We start from the raw sequence: 21,613 nt of genomic DNA, 5'->3' as shown, positions 1-21,613 counted from the left end.
CGACGCGCGCCGGTTCAGGAGAGCCGGGGCGGGAACGCGGCAGCCGGAACGGGTTTGACGCCAGTCCGCCAGTCCGTTCTTACGCGGTTCTGGCCCAGTCGATGACGCCGCGGCCATGGGCTTGCAGGAAGGCGTTCACCTGCGAGAACGGGCGCGAGCCGAAAAAGCCGCGCCGGGCCGACAGGGGCGAGGGGTGGGCGCTTTCGATGACCAGATGCCGGCCTCCGGTGTCCAGCCTGTCGATGAGCGGCGCGAACTTGCGGGCGTCCGCGCCCCACAGGATGAAGGCGACAGGCCTGTCGCCGCCGGCCAGGCTGGCGATGACCTCGTCGGCCAGCGTCTCCCAGCCGAATTTGCGGTGGGCGCCGGCGGCGCCCGCCTCCACTGTCAGGGATGCGTTGAGCAACAGCACGCCCTGACGGGCCCAGCCGCTGAGCCGGCCGGTAGCCGGGATCGGCGCGCCGAGGTCGTCGGTCAGTTCGCGAAAAATGTTGCGCAGGGAGCGGGGCGGCGCCGCGTCCCGGTCGACAGAAAAGGCGAGGCCGTGGGCGTCGCCCGGCGTCGGATAGGGATCCTGGCCCAGAATGACGACCTTCACCGCCTCCGGCGGCGCCAGGACCAGCGCCGTGAAAACATCGGCGGAGGGCGGCAGGATGTGCGCGCCGGCGTCGCGCCGGGCGTCGGCGCGGGCCGCCGCCTGGCTGGCCTTGCCGGCGCGGAAGAATTCAAGTGACGCCCAGCCGTTGCCGCTGGCGACGAAGCGGGCCACGGCGTCGGCGTAGCCGGCGGGAACGGCGGGCGGGTTGGCGAGGGAGGGCGCGGCGGTCATGGCTTCCTGATAAAGCGATTTGCCGGCCGGATGAAGGCCGGCGCCCGGCGACGATCCATGAGGCGCCGGCGCGGCGTCATCGAGCGGCGTGCTCTGACCTCGCCAGCGTGATGGCCCATCCAGGCTGCCCGCCCGCTGCATGGGGCGCAAGGAAGCCGCAAAACACGTCGGCACCGCTTATCTGGCGCTTGTGTCCGCCGCCTGCTGGTCAATGCGGATGCGCCCGTCCGTTTGCGGCGTCACCCGGCCCTGCTCGCGCAGCCAGCCCATCACGTCATTGGCCAGCAGCCGGTTGCCGGCGTCGGCGCCATTGCCCGCAACGCCCGTCGTCGCGAACACGCCGTAGCCATCGCCGCCGCGCAACATGTAGTCATTGATGGCGACGGCGTACATCGCCGCCGGGTCGAGCGGCTTGCCGGCGACGCTTGCTTCGGTGACGCGTCGCCCCACCGGCCGCGCCAGGTCGACGGCGACCCGTATGCCCGAGACCTGCGGGAAGCGCCCGGCGCGGGCGTCCAGCCGTGAGAAGCCGTTTTCCAGCGCCGCCAGCAGGGTTTCGCCGCTCACCTTCACCACCACGGTCCTGTTGCCGAACGGCAGTTCGGTCAGGACGTCGCGCCGCGTCAGCGTGGCGCCGGCGGGATAGATGCGGTTGCCGCGAATCGAGCCGCCATTGATGATGGCGACGTCGGCGCCGGACATGGCGCGGATGGCGTCGGCGATCAGGTCGCCGCCACTGGCCTCCCGGTAACGCACGGCGGCGGCGCGGGTGTCCAGCCCGGCGCCCAGGGTCGCGAGCGCGACGTCGAGAGCTTTGGACAGGTCGCCCTCGAAAGCGTCGATCCGCGCCTGCATCGCCGGGTCAGGGTTTACCAGCAGGGTGTCGTGCACGCGAAAGCCGGGGCTCCATTGCAGTGCGGGCTTGCCGTCGCGGGATGCGCCGTCGCGACCTGGCGCACGCCGGGCGTAAATGTCGATGGCGGTGACGTAATTGCCGTCGTGGCTGGATTCCACCGCCGCCGTGCGCTCGTCCCAATAGACGAACAGGTCATGGATATGGCCGGTCAGCAGCAGATCGACCAGGCCGGAGCGGATGATTTTGAAATCCGTCTCCCGGTCGGTGTGGGTCAGGGCGACGATGAACTCGGCGCCTTCCTTGCGCAGCAGCGCCGTCTGTTCGGCCAACGTCTCCATCACCGGCGCGAATTTCAGATCGCCGGCGTTGGACTGCATCGGGATTTCCGCCAGGGTCACGCCGACAAGGCCGACCCGGAAGCCGCCGAGATCGAAAATCTTGCGGTCCTGATGGCGTGGCAGGGGCCTGCCGTTGGCATCGCGCATGTTGGCGGCGAACACCGGGAAGTTCGCTTCGGCGATGCGCTGGAAGTAGACTTCCGGCCCGAAATCGAACTCGTGGTTGCCTGGCGTGAACGCATCGGGCGCCACCATGTTGGTCAGCGTCACCACATGGGCGCCCTGGTCAAAGCCCGAGTAGAGCGACGGCGAAAAGGCGTCGCCGGCATGGCAGAACAGCATGGGAACGCCGCGCGCCCGCTCCGCCTTCACCACGGCGGCGAGGCGGCCGTAGCCGCCGCGCCCGTCCTCGGCGTTCATGCGGTAGATATCGTTGACCAGCAGGAACGAGAAGGCCGGCGCCGGGGTTCCATCGGGCGCCGCCGTCTGCGCCGCAGCCGCCGTTGTCGCCGCGAGCGGCAGGGTCAGGGCGCCAATGGCCCCGCGACGCGTTAACTCACCCATGCTTTCTCCCCCCGGCCTTCCTGCTGCTGTATGTATCAGGGCGCCAGACGGCCGCCCCATGCCGCAGCCTCATGCCGCAGCGGGGCGCCGCCAGGGCAAAACCCGTTCATGCTGAAGCGGGTTTCGCTCCATCTTTCTGAATTAACGCGTTTTCTGCACGCGAAGCGGCTCCGCTGCGCTGGAAAGCGCTCCATGTGATCCAACTCTCACTAACCCACTCCCGGGTTACGGAAGCAGAATGACATGACGCGCGTTGCATCTCCTGCCGGTGATTCCGGTTTTAAACCGGATAATCATCCTGGGAACGACGGCCGGCCGCTGCATGGCCGCATCGGCGTGCTGCTGATGAATCTGGGCACGCCAGAAGGCACGGACTACTGGTCCATGCGGCGCTATCTGAAAGAGTTCCTGTCAGACCGCCGGGTGATCGAGACTTCCCGCCTGCTGTGGTGGCCGCTGCTCAACCTGATCATCCTCACCAAACGTCCTGCCGCCAAGGGCAGGGACTACGCCTCGATCTGGAACACGGAGCGTAACGAAAGCCCGTTGAAGACCATCACCCGGGCCCAGGCTGAACAGCTTGCGGCCGCCATGGCCGGAATCGACGGCCGCATTGTGGTGGACTGGGCCATGCGTTATGGTCTGCCGTCGGTGGAGGACCGGGTGAAGGCGTTGCAGGACCAGGGCTGCGACCGCATCCTGATGGTTCCGCTCTATCCGCAATACGCCGCCGCCACCACCGCCACCGCCATGGACCAGGCGTTTCGCGCGCTGATGAAAATGCGCTGGCAGCCGACGATCCGTGTGGCGCCGCCCTATTACAACGACCCGGCCCACATTGACGCCGTCACCCGATCGCTGAAGGGGCATCTGGCCAAGCTGGATTTCGAGCCGGAAGTCATTCTGGTGTCGTTCCACGGCATGCCGAGGGACTATCTGCTCAAGGGCGACCCCTACTACTGCCAGTGCCATGTCACCTGGCGACTGATGCGCGAGGCGATGGGCTGGCCGGAAGAGCGCTTCCGCATGAGCTTCCAGTCGCTGTTTGGCAAAGGCGAGTGGCTGCGACCCTATACGGACGAAACCATCAGGGCGATGGCCCGCGATGGGGTGAAGCGGCTGGCGGTGGTGACGCCGGGCTTCGCCGCCGACTGTCTGGAGACGCTGGAGGAAATCGGCGTCGAGAACGCGGAGTATTTCCACGAAAACGGCGGCGAGCAATACGCGGCGATCCCCTGCCTCAACGACAGCCCCGAAAACGGCGAGATGCTGCGGACCCTGGTGATGCGCGAGTTGCAGGGCTGGATCTGACGGCCGGCGGGCTTCACGTTTGCGCCGGCGCCCCGGATCGCGGATTGTCTGGCGCCCGGCTTTATGAAACAGCCGGGGGTCTGGAGACGGGAGCGGGATCCGTTCACGCTGTAGCGGATTTTGGTTCTGCCTTTTTGAACTGACGCGTTTTCTTCACGCGAAACGGCGTCCGTTTCGCGGGACGAAAACGCACCAGGCTGCAATACGGGGGAGCGCGCATGCTGACGGGGTTCAACATTTTCATCATCGCCGTGGTCATCCTGGTGATCGTGACGGTGATCGCCGGTGTCCGCACCATTCCCCAAGGCTACGCCTATACGGTGGAGCGCTTTGGCCGTTACGCGCGCACCCTCGGTCCTGGCCTTGGCCTCATCGTTCCCTACATGGAGCGCGTTGGCCACCGCATGAACATGATGGAGCAGGTGCTCGACATTCCAGGCCAGGAGGCGATCACCCGCGACAACGCCGGCGTGAGCATTGACGCCGTGGCCTTCTTCCAGGTGCTGGACGCGCCGCGCGCCGCCTATGAGGTGTCCAACCTGCCGGTGGCGCTGCTGACGCTGACCATGACCAATATTCGCACCGTGGTTGGCTCCATGGATCTCGACCAGTTGCTGTCGCACCGCGACGAGATCAACGAGCGGCTGCTGCGCGTCATGGACCAGGCCGCCGCGCCCTGGGGCGTCAAGGTCACGCGCATCGAGATCAAGGACATCCTGCCGCCGCCCTCCATCGCCGAAGCGATGACCCGGCAGATGCGGGCCGAACGTGAAAAGCGCGCCAACGTGCTGGAGGCCGAGGGCCTGCGGCAGGCGGCCATCCTGCGCGCCGAAGGCGAGAAGCAGGCGCAGATACTCGCCGCCGAAGGCCGGCGCGAGGCGGCTTTCCGCGACGCCGAGGCGCGGGAACGCCAGGCCGAAGCCGAGGCGAAGGCGACCAGCATGGTCTCCGCCGCCATTGCCGGAGGCGATGTGACGGCGGTGAACTTCCTGGTGGCGGAAAAGTATATCGAGGCGTTCCGCGTGCTCGCCGCCGCGCCCAACCAGAAGGTGGTCGTGGCGCCTTATGATTCCGCCGGGCTGATCGGCGCCGTCGCCGGCATCGCCGAGATTTCGAAGCAGGCGTTTGCCGGGGGCGACGCCGCGCCAGCACGGCGTGGGCCCATCACGACGCCGCATGTCTGATACATTACAGTCGTCCCTCTCCGGCATGCGGAAACGCCATGAACAGCATTGAAACCAGCTGGCTCCTTATGATCGGCGGCGTGGCGCTGATGGCGCTGGAGATCGTGGCGCCTGGCGTCTACCTGCTGTGGTTTGGGCTGGCGGCGCTGCTCGCCGGTGCCATTGACGCGGTTTTCGGCCTTGGCTGGCAGGCGGCGCTGGCGGCGTTCTGCCTGTTCAGCATCGTCACCGTGGCGGTGGGGCGCTGGCTGACCCGCACGGCCTTCGACAGCAACGACGCCCGGCCGGTGGTGCTGAACCGCCGCGCCAGCGCCCTGATTGGCCGCATGGCGCCCCTGCACGAGGCGATTGTCGGTGGCCGCGGGACGGTGCGCATCGACGACACGATATGGCGGGTGCAGGGGCCGGACGCGCCGGCGGGCGCCATGGTGCGGCTGGTCGCGGTGGAGGGCGTTGGCTTTATTGTCGAGCTGGCGGAGACATAAAGCGCTTTCCGGTCAGCCGGTAGCCGCTGACCGATCAGACATCGCCCCGGAATAAGGCGCGCTGAAGCATTTCCGGTCTGGATTGACCGGAACCGCTCCAGCCAGGAGTGCGCCAGCCTTACGCCGCGCCCGCGCGCAACAGGTCGAGGTAATGCACCAGGCCGACGATGGCGCCGTCCTCCACCACCACCAGGGCGGTGACCTTGCTGCGCTCCTGCAATTCCAGCGCGCTGGCCAGCAGGGCGTCCGGCGTCACGGAGCGGGGATTGCGCGACATCACCGCGTCGACCGGCGTCGTGGCGATGTCCGGGCTGAAATGGCGGCGCAGGTCGCCGTCGGTAATGATGCCGGCGAGCTTGCCGCCGGCGTCCTCCACCAGCACGCAGCCAAACCCCTTGCTGCTGATTTCGGCGATGGCGTCGCGCATCAGCATGCCGGTTTTGACGATCGGCAGGCGCTCGCCGACGTGCATGATCTCGCGCACGTGGCGGAGCTGGGCGCCGAGCTTGCCGCCGGGATGGAACACGCCGAAGTCCTGGCGGGAGAAGCTGCGCCCTTCCAGCAGGGCGATGGCCAGGGCGTCGCCCATGACAATCTGCAAGGTGGTGGAGCTGGTCGGGGCCATGCCGTTGGGGCAGGCTTCATCGACCGCCGGCAGGGCCAGCACCACGTCCGCCTGGCGGGCGAGGGTGGAGGTCGCGCGGGAGGTCAGGGCGATCAGCGGAATGCGGAAACGGCGCGAATAGGCCACCAGATCGGACAACTCGGTGGTTTCGCCGGACCAGGACATGGCCAGAATCACGTCGTCGGTCTGGATCATGCCCAGATCGCCATGGCTGGCCTCGGCCGGGTGGACAAAATAGGCCGGCGTGCCGGTGGAGGCCATGGTGGCGGCGATCTTGCGGCCGACGTGGCCCGATTTGCCCATGCCGGTGATAATCAGCCGGCCGCGACTGGCGTTGATGAGCGCCACGGCGGCGGTGAACGGCGCGCCAAGGCCATTGGCGAACGCCGCCGCCAGCGCGTCGAGGCCAGCTTTTTCCGTCGCGAGGGTGCGCAGCGCCGAGGCGATCGGATTATCCGTGGCGTCGGACGCCGGGCTGGAGGCGGGCAGGCTGCTCATCGACAGGCAATATCCGGGATCTGCGGGCCCGCCGGTTCATCGCGGGCTATCAATGGGTTTCCGGCCAGCCAGGGGCTGCCGGACGAACAGGCGCCATAAATAGTCGTCCCGGGCGGCAGACGCAAACGCCGCCGGGTTCCGCAAGGAAACCGGCGGCGTCGCATGCCGTGCAGGGGCGGCGGTTCAGTGCGTCGCCAGCAGTTTCTTCAGCTCATCGCGGAACTGGCCGGCCAGATCCGGCCGCGACAGGGCGTAGGAGACGTTGGCCATGAGGAAGCCCAGCTTGGAGCCGCAATCGTGAATCTCGCCGTCGAAACGGGTGGCGTAGAAACGGTCGTTCTGCGCCAGCTGGATCATCGAGTCGGTGAGCTGGATCTCGCCGCCGGCGCCGCGCTCCTGTTTGGCCAGCAGGTCGAAAATTTCCGGCTGCAGGATGTAACGGCCAGAGATGGCCAGATTGGACGGCTGTGTCCCGGCCTTCGGCTTCTCGACCATCCGGGTGATCGGATAGACGCCGTCGCGCGGCGGCTCGACGCCAACGATGCCATACTGGTTGGCCTGGTCCTCCGGCACCTCATAGACCGAGATGATGTTGCCGCCGACCTTGTCATAGGCGGCGCGCATGTCGGCGAGGCAGGCGGTGGCGCCGAAATGCAGCATGTCCGGCAGCACCAGGGCGAAGGGTTCGTCGCCGACGATCTCGCGGGCGCACCACACGGCGTGGCCGAGGCCGAGCGGCGCCTGCTGGCGGGTGAAGCTGGTCTGGCCGGCGCCAGGCAGCTCGGCCAGCAATTGCTCCAGCTCCTTTGTCTTGCCGCGTTCAGCGAGCGTGCGCTCAAGCTCGAACTGGTTGTCGAAGTGGTCCTCGATCACGCCCTTGTTGCGGCCGGTGACGAAGATGAAGTGTTCGATGCCGGCGGCGCGGGCTTCGTCAACCGCGTGCTGGATCACCGGGCGATCCACGACGGTCAGCATCTCCTTGGGCATCGCCTTGGTGGCGGGCAGGAAGCGCGTGCCGAGGCCTGCGACCGGAAAAACGGCTTTGCGGATCGGTTTTGGCATGAAAAATCCTGAATGCTGGTTCAGTCGACAGGAACTGTCCGTGTTCGTGACACTGACAGCTTAATAATTGGCTGATGGATTGGAAAGTCGGGCGGCCGGTCTGCAAAACGGCGATGGCGGGATCATCTTGCGCCTTGCCGGCGCCCTTGACGTCCGGTCTGGATAAAACGCCGCGCGTCAGCAGCGTTCTTGCACAACATGCTTGCCCCCTGGAACGTGAAAACAGCCGGCAGGACCATGGCGATCATTGTCAGGGGGGATGTGACGAATCCGTGGCTTCGTTGTGACCGGCTTGGCTTCTCCCCGTGTTTTCGATCACATCCCGCGGAGCAGCCTGGGAAGGAGCGCGTGGTTTGCCTGCCTCGCCGCCGGTTGCGTCGCCAGGGCGCGCAGCATGACGGGCGCGCGATGACGGGGTATATTCCGGGGACGCCATGCGGCCGGGCGCAGCGAACGGGAGTGCGATGGGCAAGGCTCTGAAACCGTTGGGAATGGTGACGGCGACGCTGGCCGCCTGGCTGCTGGTCGCGCCCGAGCGGCTGGCTGGCCACGACGGGTCGATATTGCCGGGCGCCAGCGTGGCTGTCGCGCTGGATATGGATTTGCGCCGGCCGATGTTCAGCCAGCCTGGCGGTCGTGGCCAGCAGCGCGCGCCGGCGCGCGCCGGCGGGCGCTATCGCCAGGCGTCGCCGCCACAGCCGCAACAGCGCGGCTTCTTCGAGACGCTGTTTGGCGCGCCGCAGCGCCCGCAATACCAACCGGGTTACCGGCCGCGCCCGCCCGCTGTGGCCCGGCCGCCGCGTCAGGAGCCGCGACGGACGGTGCGCCGGCCGCCGGCCGCCCCGGCAGCGCCGCGCCCGACGGTCGAGCAGACCGAATTCGTTTACCTGCTGGCGCCGGCGTCGTCTGGCGCGCGCCTCGGCGAAGGGCTGGAGGCAGCGCTTGCCGACCGGCCGGTTGCAGGGGTCAGAAGCCTGCGCATTCCCAGGGAGGGGGAGGGGGCGCAAGCATCAGAACCCAGCGCGGAAGGGCTGTTGGCGGCCACGCCGGCAACCCTGGCGGGGCCGGACAAAAGCGCGGTGCTCGTCGTCATGGCGACGCCAGAATGGGCAAAGCTGTCGGAGGCGCAACTGGGCGCGCTGGTTGCCGGCGTCTCGGCCAACATGGCGGCGCGGCGCGCGCCGGTGGTCTGGGTTGGCCTGCCGCCGGTGGCCGACAAGGACCAGTCCGGCCGCTACGCCGCCCTGAACGGCGCCTTGCGCGCCGCCGCCGACCGGACGGGCGGCGGCTTTGTCGACGCCTGGGCGGTGTTCGCCGACGATGGCGGCGGCTTTGCTGTCTATGGGCCGGCGGTGACCGGCGAGACGGCGCGCCTGCGTGAGGACGATGGCGTCGAGCTGACGAAAGCTGGAGCGCGCAAGCTGGCGCATTTCATCGTGGTGGAGGCGCGCCGGTTGCAGGTTCGCCAGGCGGCGGCGTCGGGGGCGGCCGCTGTCGATCCGTTCAGTCTGCCCGGGCCGCAGCCGCCTGCGCCAGCCGTGGCGGTGACGCCGCCGAAACCTGTCGCGAAACCGGAAGCTGGCCCCGTGTTGCCGCTGAATATCGTCCGCCAGGAAACGGACGGCAAACTGGCGCCGCTTGATGGCGGCCGGCAGGATCTGGCGGACGCCGCGGCGCGCAAGGCTTTGCGCGAAGGCGCGCCAACCGCGCCGCCGCCGGGCCGCGCCGACGATTTTCGCTGGCCGAGGCCCGGGGGGTGAGCGTTACCAGGTGGCGCGTTGCCCAGGTGAGTGTTTCCCAGGGGGAGCGTTGCTTGGGATGACCCGCGCGGCAGGCAAAGCAATGTGGCAGGCACAATAAAAGGCGCGGGAGTTGTCCCGCGCCTTTGTCATGTCCGGCGCCGTCGCTGGATGATGGCGCCGCCCGGTTTCGCTGGCGTTCCATCCGGCGTGGCCCGCCTGTCGGGCGGCGGGGGCGAAGCCAGAGCGTCCCTGGCCGCTCTCCTGCCTTCCGGCGTTCTACTGCCTTGCAGCGTTCTCTTGCCTTCCGCCGTTCTTCTGCCGCCGTCAGCGCGGCAGTTCGCTGGAGCCCATCAGGAATTCGTCGACCGAGCGGGCGCACTGGCGGCCTTCGCGGATGGCCCACACCACCAGCGACTGGCCGCGGCGCATGTCGCCGGCGGTGAACACCTTTTCGCGCGACGACTTGTAGCTCATCACGTTGGCGGCGACGTTGCCGCGCTGGTCGAAGTCAACGCCGAGATCGGTCAGCATGCCGTCGTGCACCGGCTGGGTGAAGCCCATGGCCAGCAGCACCAGATCGGCCTTCAGTTCGAATTCCGTACCCGGAACTGGCTTGAAGTCCGGGCCAACGCGCACGCAGGTCACCGCCTTCACCGCGCCGTTCTTGCCGGTGAATTCCACCGACGACACGGCGAAGTCGCGCTCGGAGCCTTCCTCGTGGCTGGAGGAGGTGCGCAGCTTCAGCGGCCAGTCCGGCCAGGTCAGCAGCTTGTTTTCCTTCACCGGCGGCTGCGGCATGATTTCGAGCTGGGTGACGGACAGGGCGCCCTGGCGCACCGAGGTGCCGATGCAGTCGGAGCCGGTGTCGCCGCCGCCGATGACCACCACGTGCTTGCCGGTGGCCAGAATCGGCGCGACGCGGTCGGTGTTTTCGCCGGAAACCCGGCGGTTCTGCTGCGGCAGGAACTCCATGGCGAAGTGGACGCCACTGAGGTCGCGGCCGGGGATCGGCAGGTCGCGCGGGTGCTCGGCGCCGCCGGTCAGCACCATGGCGTCGTGATCGGCGAGGATCGAATCAACCGTGACGTCGACGCCCACGTGGACGCCGTAGTGGAAGGTGACGCCCTCGGCCTCCATCTGGGCGACGCGGCGGTCGATCAGATGCTTTTCCATCTTGAAGTCCGGGATGCCGTAGCGGAGCAGGCCGCCGGCGCGGGCGTTCTTCTCATACAGATGCACGTCGTGGCCGGCGCGGGCGAGCTGCTGGGCGCAGGCCATGCCGGCCGGGCCGGAGCCAATGATGGCGACGCGCCTGCCGGTTTTCGCCTGCGGCGGCTGCGGCGCGATCAACCCGTGCTCCCAGCCGTGATCGACGATGGCGCACTCGATGGTCTTGATGTTCACCGGGCTGTCGGTGAGGTTCAGCGTGCACGACGCCTCGCATGGCGCGGGGCAGATGCGGCCGGTGAACTCCGGGAAATTGTTGGTGGAGTGCAGGTTGCGCAGCGCCACGTCCCAAGCGCCGTTGTAAACCAGATCGTTCCAGTCGGGGATCTGGTTATTGACCGGGCAGCCGTTGTGGCAAAACGGGATGCCGCAATCCATGCAGCGCGCCGCCTGGTCACGCACGCCCTGCTCGCCCAGCGGAATGACAAATTCCCTGTAGTGACGGATACGGTCCGAAGCTGGCCGGTACTTGCGATCCTGGCGGTCGATTTCGAGAAAGCCGGTAACCTTGCCCATCGTCTGCGTTTGCCTTTTCCAGGCGGCGTCGAGCCGCGGCGCATTGCGGGAGCGGCCTGGCGCTGGCGCGCGGAACCGCCCGAACCTCTGGTTGATCTGGGACCCGGCCATCCTGACGACAACCGGAACGCACTCAAAAGCATTTCCGGTGAAGCCCGGCTCGCAGAAATGCTATATGTCTTTGGTTTTACGCATTTTCTTCACGAAAACGGAGCCGTTTTCCCGAAAATGCTCCGGGCGACCCGTGGGCCGCCCGGCGGGCCGTGCGCCTTATTCGGCGGCGACGGGGCGCTGGGACTGCTCAATCTCCTGCAGGGCGCGACGGTATTCCACCGGCATCACCTTGACGAACTTCGGCAGGTAATCCGCCCAGTTGTCGAGGATCTGCTTCGCCCGGGCCGAACCGGTGTAGCGCAGATGGTCGGCGATGAGCTGGCGCAAGCGCTCCGCATCCTGGCTGGACATGTTGGCCAGCACGTCGATGCGACCCTTGAAGTCCAGATCGCCGGACTGGTGGCGCTTCTCCATCAGCTCCTCTTCCTCGGTGACCGGTTCAAGGTCGACCATGGAGAGGTTGCAGCGGCTGGCGAAATCACCGGCCTCGTCCAGCACATAGGCGACGCCGCCCGACATGCCGGCCGCGAAGTTGCGGCCCGTCTGGCCAATCACCACCACGACGCCGCCGGTCATGTACTCGCAACCGTGGTCGCCCGTGCCCTCAACCACGGCGATGGCGCCGGAGTTGCGGACAGCAAAGCGTTCGCCGGCGACGCCGCGGAAGTAACATTCGCCCGCGATGGCGCCGTACATCACCGTGTTGCCGACGATGATCGACTTCTCGGGAACGATGCCCGAGTGCGCCGGAGGACGCACGACAATGCGGCCGCCCGAGAGGCCCTTGCCGACATAGTCGTTGGCCTCGCCGGTGAGGTCGAGGGTGACGCCGGCGGCGAGCCAGGCGCCGAAAGCCTGGCCGGCGGTGCCGGAGAGGCGGATGTTGATGGTCCCGTCCGGCAGACCAACGTGACCGTAGCGCTGGGCCACCTCGCCCGACAGCATGGCGCCGGTGGAGCGGTCGACGCTGCAGGTGGTCATGTCGATGTCGACGCGCTCGCCGCGCTCCAGGGCGGGCGCCGCGGCGGCGATCAGCCGGCGGTCGAGCACCGCCTCCAGATGATGGTCCTGGAACTCGTTGTGGTAGATGGCCTTCGGGCCGTCAGCCTCCGGCTTGTGGAACAGCTTCTTGAAGTCCACGCCGCGTGACTTCCAGTGCGCGTCCACCTGGCGGCGGTCGAGCATGTGCATCTGGCCGACCATCTCGTCGAAGGTGCGGTAACCCAGGGCGGCCATCAGCTCACGCACTTCCTCGGCGACGAAGAAGAAGTAGTTGATGACGTGCTCGGGCTGGCCCGTGAAGCGCTTGCGCAGCACCGGATCCTGGGTGGCGACGCCAACCGGGCAGGTGTTGAGGTGGCACTTGCGCATCATGATGCAGCCGGCGGCGATCAGCGGCGCGGTGGCGAAGCCGAACTCGTCGGCGCCAAGCAACGCGCCGATCACCACGTCGCGGCCGGTGCGCAGGCCGCCGTCGACCTGAACGACGATGCGGCTGCGCAGCTTGTTGGCCACCAGGGTCTGGTGGGTTTCGGCGAGGCCGATCTCCCACGGCGAACCCGCGTGCTTGATCGAGGTCAGCGGCGAGGCGCCGGTGCCGCCCTCGAAGCCCGAAATGGTGACGTGGTCGGCGCGCGCCTTGGCGACGCCGGCGGCGACCGTGCCGACGCCGATCTCCGACACCAGCTTCACCGAGACGTCAGCCTTCGGGTTGACGTTCTTCAGGTCGTAGATGAGCTGCGCCAGATCCTCGATCGAGTAGATGTCGTGGTGCGGCGGCGGCGAAATCAGGCCGACGCCCGGGGTCGAGTGACGCACGCGGGCGATCACCGCGTCGACCTTGTGGCCAGGCAGCTGGCCGCCCTCGCCGGGCTTGGCGCCCTGGGCCATCTTGATCTGGATCATGTCGGCGTTGACCAGATATTCCGTGGTCACGCCGAAGCGGCCGGAGGCCACCTGCTTGATGGCCGAGCGCATGGAGTCGCCATTGGCCATGGGGCGGAAACGATCCGGCTCCTCGCCGCCCTCGCCGGTGTTCGACTTGCCGCCGATCCGGTTCATGGCGATGGCGAGGGTGGTGTGCGCCTCCCGCGAGATCGAACCATAGGACATGGCGCCGGTGGCGAAGCGGCGCACGATGCTGGCGGCGTCCTCCACCTCTTCCAGCGGAACCGGCTGGCGGCCATCATCCTCAGCGGTGCGGATGCCGAACAGGCCGCGAATGGTCAGCAGGCGCTCGCCCTGTTCGTTGATGCGCTGGGCGAAGGCCCGGTACTTGTCGCGGGAGTTGCCGCGCACCGCGTGCTGCAGGTCGCGCACGGTGTCCGATTCCCAGGCATGCGCCTCGCCGCGCATGCGCACGGCGTAATCGCCGCCCACATCCAGGGCGCCGAGGTAGATCGGCGCGTTGCCGAAGGCGTCGCGGTGGCGCCGGGCGGTTTCCTCCGCGACCTCCGCCAGGCCCACGCCCTCGATCGGGGTCGCGGTGCCGGTGAAGAAACGGGCGACGAAATCGCTGGACAGGCCAACGCCGTCAAAGATCTGGGCGCCGCAATAGGACTGGTAGGTCGAGATGCCCATCTTGGACATGACCTTGAGCAGGCCCTTGCCCACCGACTTGATGAAGCGCTTCACCGCTTCCTTGCGGTCGACCTCTGCCGGGAATTCGCCCCGGGCGTGCATGTCGAGGATGGTGTCGAACGCCAGATACGGGTTCACCGCTTCCGCGCCATAGCCGGCGAGGCAGGCGAAATGGTGCACCTCACGGGCTTCGCCGGTTTCCACCACCAGGCCCACGGAGGTGCGCAGGCCCTTGCGGATCAGGTGATGGTGCACGGCGGCGGTGGCCAGCAGCGACGGGATCGGAATCCGGTCCGGGCCAACCTGACGGTCCGACAGCACGACGATGTTGTAGCGGCCGCGCACGGCGTCCTCGGCGCGCTCGCACAGGCGCTTCAGCGCCTCTTCCATCCCCTCCGCGCCCTTGTCGGCCGGGTAGGTGATGTCGAGCGTCTTGGTGTCGAACTGGTCTTCGACCGCGCCAATGTTGCGGATCTTCTCCAGATCGCCATTGGTCAGCACCGGCTGGCGCACCTCAAGGCGCTTCAGGCGGGCGGTGCCCTCATGGTCGAGCAGGTTGGGGCGCGGGCCGATGAACGACACCAGGCTCATCACCAGCTCCTCGCGGATCGGGTCGATCGGCGGGTTGGTGACCTGGGCGAAGTTCTGCTTGAAATAGTTGAACAGCGGACGCGGACGGCCGGACAGGGGCGCGATCGGCGTGTCGGTGCCCATGGAGCCGACAGCCTCCTGGCCGGTAACGGCCATGGGGGAGAGCAGCAGCTTCAGGTCTTCCTGGGTGTAGCCGAACGCCTGCTGGCGATCGAGCAGGGCGACGTCGCCGCGCGCGGCGCGCGGCTCCACCGGCGGCAGGTCCTCAAGAACGATCTGGGTGCGCTCCAGCCACTCCCGGTAAGGGTGGATGGTCGCCAGCTCCTTCTTGATCTCGTCGTCGGAGACGATGCGGCCCTTCTCCAGGTCGATGAGCAGCATGCGGCCCGGCTGCAGGCGCCACTTCTCGACGATGTCCTCTTCCGGGAAGGTGAGCACGCCCATTTCCGAGGCCATCACCACGAGGCCGTCGCGGGTGACGAAATAGCGGGCCGGACGCAGGCCGTTGCGGTCCAGCGTCGCGCCGATCTGGCGGCCGTCGGTGAAGGCGATGGCGGCGGGGCCGTCCCACGGCTCCATCAGGGCGGCGTGGTACTCGTAGAAGTCGCGACGCTCATCGTCCATGAGCGGATTGCCCGCCCAGGCCTCGGGAATGAGCATCATCATGGCGTGGGCGAGCGAGTAGCCGCCGCGCACCAGGAACTCGAGCGCGTTGTCGAAGCAGGCGGTGTCCGACTGGCCTTCATAGGAGATCGGCCACAGCTTGGAGATGTCCTCGCCGAACAGGGGCGACGACACGGAAGCCTGACGCGCCGCCATCCAGTTGACGTTGCCGCGCACGGTGTTGATCTCGCCGTTGTGCGCCACCATGCGATAGGGGTGGGCCAGCGACCAGGTCGGGAAGGTGTTGGTGGCGAAGCGCTGGTGCACCAGGGCGATGGCCGAGGTCATGCGCGGATCGTTGAGGTCGCTGTAATACTCGCCAAGCTGGTTGGAGAGCAGCATGCCCTTGTAGATCAGGGTGCGCGACGACAGGCACACGGCGTAATAGCCGGCCATGCGCGGATCCTGCCGGTCATAGATGGCGTTGGAGATGACCTTGCGCACCAGATAGAGGCGGCGCTCGAACTCGTCCGCGCCGGCTTCGCCGGCCTGCATGTCGGCGCCGCGGCCGATGAACACCTGGCGGTGATCCGGCTCGGTCGGCAACACGGAATAGCCAAGGCCGGAGTTGTCGACCGGCACGTCGCGCCAGCCGAGCAGCACGAGGCCTTCAGCGGCGACCTTGTCGGCGACGATCGCCTCGATCTCCTTCTTGCCGTCGGCGTCGCGGGGCATGAAGAAGTGACCGACGGCGTAGTCGCCAGGGGCGGGCAACTGGACGCCAAGCGGCGGGCAGACGGCGGCGAAGAACTCATGCGGCATCTGCAGCAGCAGGCCGCAGCCGTCGCCGGCCTTGGGATCCGCGCCAACCGCGCCGCGATGCTCCAGATTCTTCAGGATCGACAGGCCATGCTGCACGATGTCGTGCGAGCGGTGGTTGTGCATGCTGGCGACAAAGCCGACGCCGCAACTGTCGTGCTCGTTGGCGGGGTCGTACAGGCCGGCCGGGGCGGGGAAGCCCGGATCCGTCACGCGACGGGTCGTCACCGCGGCGGCGTCGACGCTGCGCGCATGGCCAGCCGCGGCGGGGAGGCTGGCGTTATCGTTCGTGCTGGCGAAACGGCCTGGATTGTCGCGCATGTTGTGCTGGCCCTCGACGTAAAACTCTTGCGCCGCCGGCGAGCGGCGGCTCAGCGCCAGATTGGTCCCACGCCGGACATTCGGTCATGTCCATTGCAGGCGGCAGTCATCGAGGGTCGGTCGCTCTGGCCTTGCGCCCGCTCCTCGCGGGCCCGTTGATACCGGTCAGGCCACGCGTGCGTCAGCGATCCGCTCGGTGCGGATGGTAGTTTCCAGGCTTTTTCGCTCAGCCGCGTTCATAGCTTCGCCGATCTGCCTCGCCAGGGGGGGCGCCTGTTGCGCCCGATAATGGACAGTAGCACTGTCCTAAACGCACTTTGGCAGATTTCCAGACTACGCACAAGATACGTGGGGCCAGGAATGTCAGCACAAGTTTTGTGCAGACAAGGCGAACATGCAGGCAAATGCAAAAAGGCGCCCCGAAGCCGGGACGCCCGATAACCTGAACCAGGCAGGACCAGGTCAGACTGTCAAAAGCGCGTCAGTGCGCCGCGCGCGGCGGTTCACCCGCATCAGCGTCGGCCTGCAGGGTGGGGCCGAGGTTCCGGGCCGGGCTGCCGCCAGCGGCGATCGGGATCATGCGCGGCTTCTTGGCTTCCGGAATCTCGCGGACCAGCTCCACATGGAGCAGGCCGTTGTCGAGCCGGGCGCCGGTCACCAGCACATGGTCGGCTACCTGGAACTTGCGCTCGAAGGCGCGGGCGGCGATTCCCTGATGCAGGAATTCCGTGCGGGCGTCTTCGGCCGGCGGGGCCTTTTCGCCGCGAACCGTCAGGGTATTTTCCTTCAGTTCAAGCGACAGTTCGTCAGTCGTGAAGCCGGCGACGGCGACGGTGATGCGGTAGGCGTTCTCACCCGTCCGCTCGATATTGTACGGCGGATAGCCGGACGCGCCGTCAACGGCGGCGAGCTTGTCCAGCATGTTGAACACGCCGTCGAAACCAACGGTGGAACGGTAAAGGGGAGAAAGATCGAAGTGTCGCATGGCATATCCTCCTGTGAGCGACATGCAGTCCGCCTCTTTTGAGCGCGGACAGGCAGGTATTACGCAGCCAGTGTGGCCTGCGCTCCCTTCAGTTCGGGGCGCAACAGCGGTATTTCAAGAGGCGCGGCCAGTCTGGTTGCGCCCGGGCGATGTTTTCATGGGGCGATGTTTTCATGGCGACTGAAGGATGGCGTTTCGCTGAAACCGCAGGCTACCGCCTGCCTGCCGGCTACGAGGCGCTTGCCGTCGCCACCGCCGACGGCAAGACCTTGCGCGCGGTCCGCTGGCCGGCCCGCCTCGATCCGCGGCGCATGCCGGCCCCCCAGGGCACGATCTGCCTGATGCAGGGGCGGGCCGAATTTATCGAGAAATACGCCGAGACTGTCGAAGACCTGTTGCAGCGCGGCTTCGCCGTGGTGACGTTCGACTGGCGCGGGCAGGGGTTGTCGGACCGCGACCTGCCCAACCGGTCGAAGGGGCACATCGCCGATTTCCACCTGTACCGGAACGACCTGGAGGCGGTGATCGCCCAGACGGTTCCGGATTACTGGCCGCGCCCGCTGTTTGGTCTGGCCCATTCCATGGGCGGCGCCATCCTGTTGCAGGCGCTGGCGCATGGCTTCAATCGGTTCGCCCGGGTGGCGCTGACGGCGCCGATGGTCGATATCGCCCTGCCCATGGCGCCGGGCGCCGCCCGGGGGCTGGCCCGCGCCCTGAACATGGCCGGGCTGGCGCGCTCCTGGATTCCCGGCGGCGGCGCCCAGTCGATTTCCGTGAAGCCGTTCGAAGGCAACCCGCTAACAGGGGACGCCGGGCGCTATGCCCGCAACGCCGCCCTGCTTGCGGCGGCGCGGGAGGCCGGGCTGGACATCGGCGTCGGCGATCCCACCGTGGGCTGGCTGAACGCCGCTTTCCGCTGCATTGCCGGCATGGCGGAGCCGGCGTTTACGCGCGCCATCGCCACGCCGGTGCTGATTGTCGCCGCCGGGGCCGATCGCATCGTGTCCACGCCGGCGATCGAGCGGCTGGCGCTGCGACTGAAAACCGGCCGGGCCATCGTGTTGCCGGAGGCGCGGCACGAAATCCTGATGGAGCGCGATGATATCCGCGCCGCCTTCTTCGCCGCGTTCGACGCCTTTATTCCTGGCAGCGCCGCCGAATTCGCGCCGCAACCCCTGCGCGGCGGCAAGGTTTGAGCGGCGGCATTTTCCTGGTCGTCCGTGGACCAGCGCCGCCCGTGGACCAATACCGTCGTAGCCAGGGTCAGGCCGGATTGAGCACGGCCCTCAGTTTTTCACCGGCGGCGCGCAGCTCCTCGGGCGTCGCGCGCGGCGTGGGGCGGAATGTCAGTTTTTCCTCGGCGATGTAGCGCCGCGAGGTCAGGTCGGTGGTTTCGTGCATCGGCACGACATGGGCGTGGACGTGCGGCACGTCGACGCCGGTGAACAGGAAGCCGGCGCGCGCCACCCCATACAGCGCCTTCTGCGCCCTGGCGATTTTCTGCCCCATGGCCACGACTTCCGCCGCCAGCTCCGGCGGCATGTCATCGAAGAAGGGGTAGTGCCGGCGCGGAACGATCAGCGTGTGGCCCTCGCGCACCGGCTGGATGTCGAGGAAGGCGACGAGGTTTTCGCTTTCGCAGACGATCTGCGCCGGGATGGTTCCGGCGGTGATGGCGCAGAAAAGGCAGCCGTTGCTCACGGGTCGTTCCCCCTGATTTCCTGATTGAAGGTTTTTTCCTGGCGGGCGGCGGCGGCCGGAATCAGGCGGCGCCGGCCAGCAGCCGCATGGCCGCCGCGTGGAGGGTGGGATCGCCGGCGGCGATGATCCGTCCGCCATGGGTGGCCGGCTGGCCGTCCCAGGTGGTGACGACGCCGCCCGCGCCCTGAATGATGGGAACCAGCGGCGCGATGTCGCACGGCTTCAGTCCAGCTTCAATGACCAGATCGATGTGGCCGGCCGCGAGCAGGCAATAGGCGTAGCAGTCGGCGCCGTAACGGGTGAGGCGCGCGGCGCGGCGCACCCGGTCGAAGGCCCCGGCCTCGGCTTCACTGAACAGGTGCGGCGAGGTCGAGGACAGGGTGGCCTCCGCCAGCGAGGCGCAGCGGCGGGTGCGGATGACGCGGGTTTCCGCGCCGCGCTGGTAACGGCTCTGGCCGCAGTCGCCGTAGAATTTCTCGCCGATGAACGGCTGGCACATCATGCCGTAAACCGGCGCGCCATTGCGCTTGAGGCCGATCAGCGTGCCCCACAGCGGCAGGCCGCTGATGAAGGCGGCGGTGCCGTCGATGGGGTCGAGCACCCAGACGTATTCGGAGGAGGCGCGTTCATCGCCGTATTCCTCGCCCTCGACGCCATGGGCCGGAAATGTCTGGCGGATGCGGGCGCGCATTGCGGCTTCGGCGGCGCGGTCGGCTTCCGTCACCGGGTCGAAGGCGCCGTGCCCGGCCTTGTTCTCCATGGTCATGGCCGAGCGGAAAAACGGCGCGATGGTGCGGGCCGACAGGTCGGCGAGGTCGTTCACGAACGCGGCGAAATCAATGGCCGTCACGATGCTGTCTCTCTCCACCGGCGTTGGCGCGGGCGCGCGCCCCGGGCGTGACGCGGGGCCGGGTCGCATGGCGCGGGAATCCACGCCCTGCCCCATACCTTTGCGTCTGCCCCCGCGTCGCCCATTCATGCCACAGCGGTGAGAAAATTGCGATGTCGGAAGCCCTATTCGGCCGCAAGCCGCTGCGTTGGCAGGCTGGCGGTGAGCATGGGCAGGAAGCCGGCGAACACGCCCAGCAGGTTGCGGCTGAACGCGGCCCAGCCAGGCCCGGGCTCGATCCGCTGCTCATCCATGTAGAGCGACCGGTTGATCTCGACCTGCACCGCGTGGCGGCCGGCCAGCGGCGCGCCGTAGTGTTCGGTGATGAAGCCGCCGGCATAGGGCGCGTTGCGGGTGACGCGATAGCCGGCGTCAACGAAACCCTGTTCCAGGGAATCCATGATCGCCGGAGCGCAGCTCGACCCATACCGGTCGCCCAGCACGATGTCCGGCGTGCCGCCGAGACGGCGCGGCGTGCTGGTGGACGGCATCGAATGACAGTCCACCAGCACCGCGACGCCGAATTGCCGCTGGGTGCGGGCGAGCAGCCGCCGCAAGGCGCGGTGATACGGTTTGTAGAGGGTGTCGATGCGGTGCAGGGCGGCTTCCGGCGGCAGGCGCTCGCGCCAGATGGGGCGGCCCTCCGCGACCACCCGCGGGATCGTGCCGAGACCGCCGGCGACGCGGGGTGAGCGGGTATTGGCCCACGCCGGCAACGGGGCGCTGAACATCTCCGGGTCCAGCTCCCAGGGCTCGCGGTTCAGGTCGAGAAAGGCGCGGGGGAAGCAGGCGTGCAGCAACGGCGCGCCCAGTGAAACCGCCGGCGCCGTGAGCAGATCGACGAAGGCGTCTTCCGAGCGGCGCAGCTCCAGCGCGTCAAGCTGGCTGGCGGCGACGAACTCCGGCGGATAGTCTCTGCCCGAATGCGGCGCGTTGAACACCACGGGAGCGACCTGCAGCATGGGTTCGGTGACCACGAACGGGGGATCGAATACGGGCTCCGTTGCAAGGGGCATGCATCAGGTCCTGCGGTGGTCGGGCCGGAAAGCGGCATGAACACGGACAATGGCTCAACCGGAGTTGGGGCCAACGGCCGGTTCGGGACGCCTTCTTGCGCCATCGTCGGCGCGCCGTCGTTCCGTGGTGGCGGCCAAGGCTATAGTGGACTGCAGTCGCGGCGGCTTGTCCAGAGCGCAGCCGCCGGATCACGGTCGCCATCGCCTTGTGGGGCTGGCGTCCTTTTGGGCTTCGGGTCGGGGTTCGGAAGGCGTTTTGCGCCAGAGGCGAAAATTCACCGCTTCTTTACGGCGACGTGGTTAAAAACTGTAGCGAGACAATGGGCGACATGTGATCCCGATGATGAACAAGATCCTGCTGGCTGAAGACGACAACGACATGCGTCGCTTCCTGGTCAAGGCGCTGGAAAACGCCGGCTATGAAGTTGCGTCGTTCGACAACGGTCTTTCAGCATACAACCGGCTGCGCGAGGAGCCGTTCGAACTTCTGCTGACGGATATCGTCATGCCCGAGATGGACGGCATCGAGCTGGCGCGTCGCGCCACGGAGCTCGATCCGGATCTCAAGGTCATGTTCATCACCGGTTTCGCCGCCGTGGCGCTGAATGCGGACTCGCAGGCGCCGCGCGACGCCCGGGTGCTCTCCAAACCATTCCACCTGCGCGATCTGGTGGCCGAGGTGGAGAAAATGCTGGCGGCGTGATTTTTCCCCAGCCGTGAAGTTTTCCCGGGTGATGTGAAGTTATCAACACAGGGG

At 67.5% G+C, this 21,613-nt stretch carries 16 protein-coding genes; 6 read left to right on the top strand and 10 right to left on the bottom strand.

Annotated elements, in window-relative coordinates; all coding sequences use genetic code 11:
- Positions 1-79: 79 nt before the first annotated feature.
- Positions 80-829, bottom strand: a complete 750-nt coding sequence (ung, locus tag EV666_RS11615; protein ID WP_132007847.1) for a uracil-DNA glycosylase — start codon at positions 827-829, stop codon at positions 80-82.
- 177 nt (positions 830-1,006) lie between these two features.
- A complete protein-coding gene (locus tag EV666_RS11610; RefSeq protein ID WP_132007844.1) occupies positions 1,007-2,587 on the bottom strand; it encodes a bifunctional metallophosphatase/5'-nucleotidase in 1,581 nt (526 codons plus the stop codon).
- Positions 2,588-2,830: 243 nt separating this feature from the next.
- Here EV666_RS11610 and hemH point away from each other — a divergent pair, with 243 nt between their 5' ends.
- The 3 genes from hemH to EV666_RS11595 all read left to right on the top strand — a co-directional run bounded on the left by hemH (position 2,831) and on the right by EV666_RS11595 (position 5,567).
- Entirely contained in the window at positions 2,831-3,898 is a 1,068-nt protein-coding gene (gene hemH / locus EV666_RS11605) for a ferrochelatase (protein ID WP_132007841.1), read from the top strand.
- Between the two features lie 218 nt (positions 3,899-4,116).
- A complete protein-coding gene (locus EV666_RS11600) occupies positions 4,117-5,082 on the top strand; it encodes an SPFH domain-containing protein (protein WP_207906399.1) in 966 nt (321 codons plus the stop codon).
- Between the two features lie 38 nt (positions 5,083-5,120).
- Complete coding sequence (locus EV666_RS11595) at positions 5,121-5,567, top strand: NfeD family protein (RefSeq protein ID WP_132007838.1); 447 nt, start codon at positions 5,121-5,123, stop codon at positions 5,565-5,567.
- A 118-nt stretch (positions 5,568-5,685) separates the two neighbouring features.
- Here EV666_RS11595 and EV666_RS11590 read toward each other — a convergent pair whose 3' ends face one another.
- Together EV666_RS11590 and EV666_RS11585 are read right to left on the bottom strand one after the other, a co-directional pair.
- Positions 5,686-6,690, bottom strand: a complete 1,005-nt coding sequence (locus EV666_RS11590) for a KpsF/GutQ family sugar-phosphate isomerase (RefSeq protein WP_132007835.1) — start codon at positions 6,688-6,690, stop codon at positions 5,686-5,688.
- Between the two features lie 183 nt (positions 6,691-6,873).
- Positions 6,874-7,752 carry a UTP--glucose-1-phosphate uridylyltransferase gene (locus EV666_RS11585; protein ID WP_132007832.1) on the bottom strand — a complete coding sequence of 293 codons (879 nt, stop codon included), beginning with the start codon at positions 7,750-7,752 and terminating at the stop codon, positions 6,874-6,876.
- A gap of 464 nt (positions 7,753-8,216) precedes the next feature.
- On the opposite strand from EV666_RS11585, the gene EV666_RS11580 reads away from it, so the two are divergent.
- A complete protein-coding gene (locus EV666_RS11580; RefSeq protein ID WP_165909991.1) occupies positions 8,217-9,512 on the top strand; it encodes a DUF459 domain-containing protein in 1,296 nt (431 codons plus the stop codon).
- 306 nt (positions 9,513-9,818) lie between these two features.
- Here EV666_RS11580 and EV666_RS11575 read toward each other — a convergent pair whose 3' ends face one another.
- The 3 genes from EV666_RS11575 to EV666_RS11565 form a co-directional block, all read right to left on the bottom strand.
- Positions 9,819-11,237, bottom strand: a complete 1,419-nt coding sequence (locus tag EV666_RS11575; RefSeq protein ID WP_132007826.1) for a glutamate synthase subunit beta — start codon at positions 11,235-11,237, stop codon at positions 9,819-9,821.
- A 270-nt stretch (positions 11,238-11,507) separates the two neighbouring features.
- Entirely contained in the window at positions 11,508-16,265 is a 4,758-nt protein-coding gene (gene gltB / locus EV666_RS11570; RefSeq protein WP_132007823.1) for a glutamate synthase large subunit, read from the bottom strand.
- A 481-nt stretch (positions 16,266-16,746) separates the two neighbouring features.
- A complete protein-coding gene (locus tag EV666_RS11565) occupies positions 16,747-17,250 on the bottom strand; it encodes an Hsp20 family protein (protein WP_132007820.1) in 504 nt (167 codons plus the stop codon).
- A gap of 173 nt (positions 17,251-17,423) precedes the next feature.
- Here EV666_RS11565 and EV666_RS11560 point away from each other — a divergent pair, with 173 nt between their 5' ends.
- On the top strand, positions 17,424-18,446 hold the full coding sequence (locus tag EV666_RS11560) for an alpha/beta fold hydrolase (protein ID WP_132007817.1): 1,023 nt from the start codon (positions 17,424-17,426) through the stop codon (positions 18,444-18,446).
- Between the two features lie 67 nt (positions 18,447-18,513).
- On the opposite strand, the gene EV666_RS11555 is transcribed toward EV666_RS11560, so the two are convergent.
- The 3 genes from EV666_RS11555 to EV666_RS11545 form a co-directional block, all read right to left on the bottom strand.
- On the bottom strand, positions 18,514-18,951 hold the full coding sequence (locus tag EV666_RS11555; protein WP_132007814.1) for an HIT family protein: 438 nt from the start codon (positions 18,949-18,951) through the stop codon (positions 18,514-18,516).
- A gap of 61 nt (positions 18,952-19,012) precedes the next feature.
- On the bottom strand, positions 19,013-19,801 hold the full coding sequence (gene hisN / locus EV666_RS11550; RefSeq protein ID WP_132007811.1) for a histidinol-phosphatase: 789 nt from the start codon (positions 19,799-19,801) through the stop codon (positions 19,013-19,015).
- Between the two features lie 164 nt (positions 19,802-19,965).
- Entirely contained in the window at positions 19,966-20,856 is an 891-nt protein-coding gene (locus tag EV666_RS11545) for an N-formylglutamate amidohydrolase (protein ID WP_132007808.1), read from the bottom strand.
- A 340-nt stretch (positions 20,857-21,196) separates the two neighbouring features.
- Here EV666_RS11545 and cpdR point away from each other — a divergent pair, with 340 nt between their 5' ends.
- On the top strand, positions 21,197-21,559 hold the full coding sequence (gene cpdR, locus EV666_RS11540) for a cell cycle two-component system response regulator CpdR (protein WP_132007805.1): 363 nt from the start codon (positions 21,197-21,199) through the stop codon (positions 21,557-21,559).
- Positions 21,560-21,613 lie beyond the last annotated feature (54 nt).

Origin of the sequence: Camelimonas lactis (genome assembly GCF_004342915.1) — a bacterium.
Lineage (GTDB): Bacteria > Pseudomonadota > Alphaproteobacteria > Rhizobiales > Beijerinckiaceae > Camelimonas > Camelimonas lactis.
This window is presented reverse-complemented; position numbering and strand designations above follow the sequence as displayed.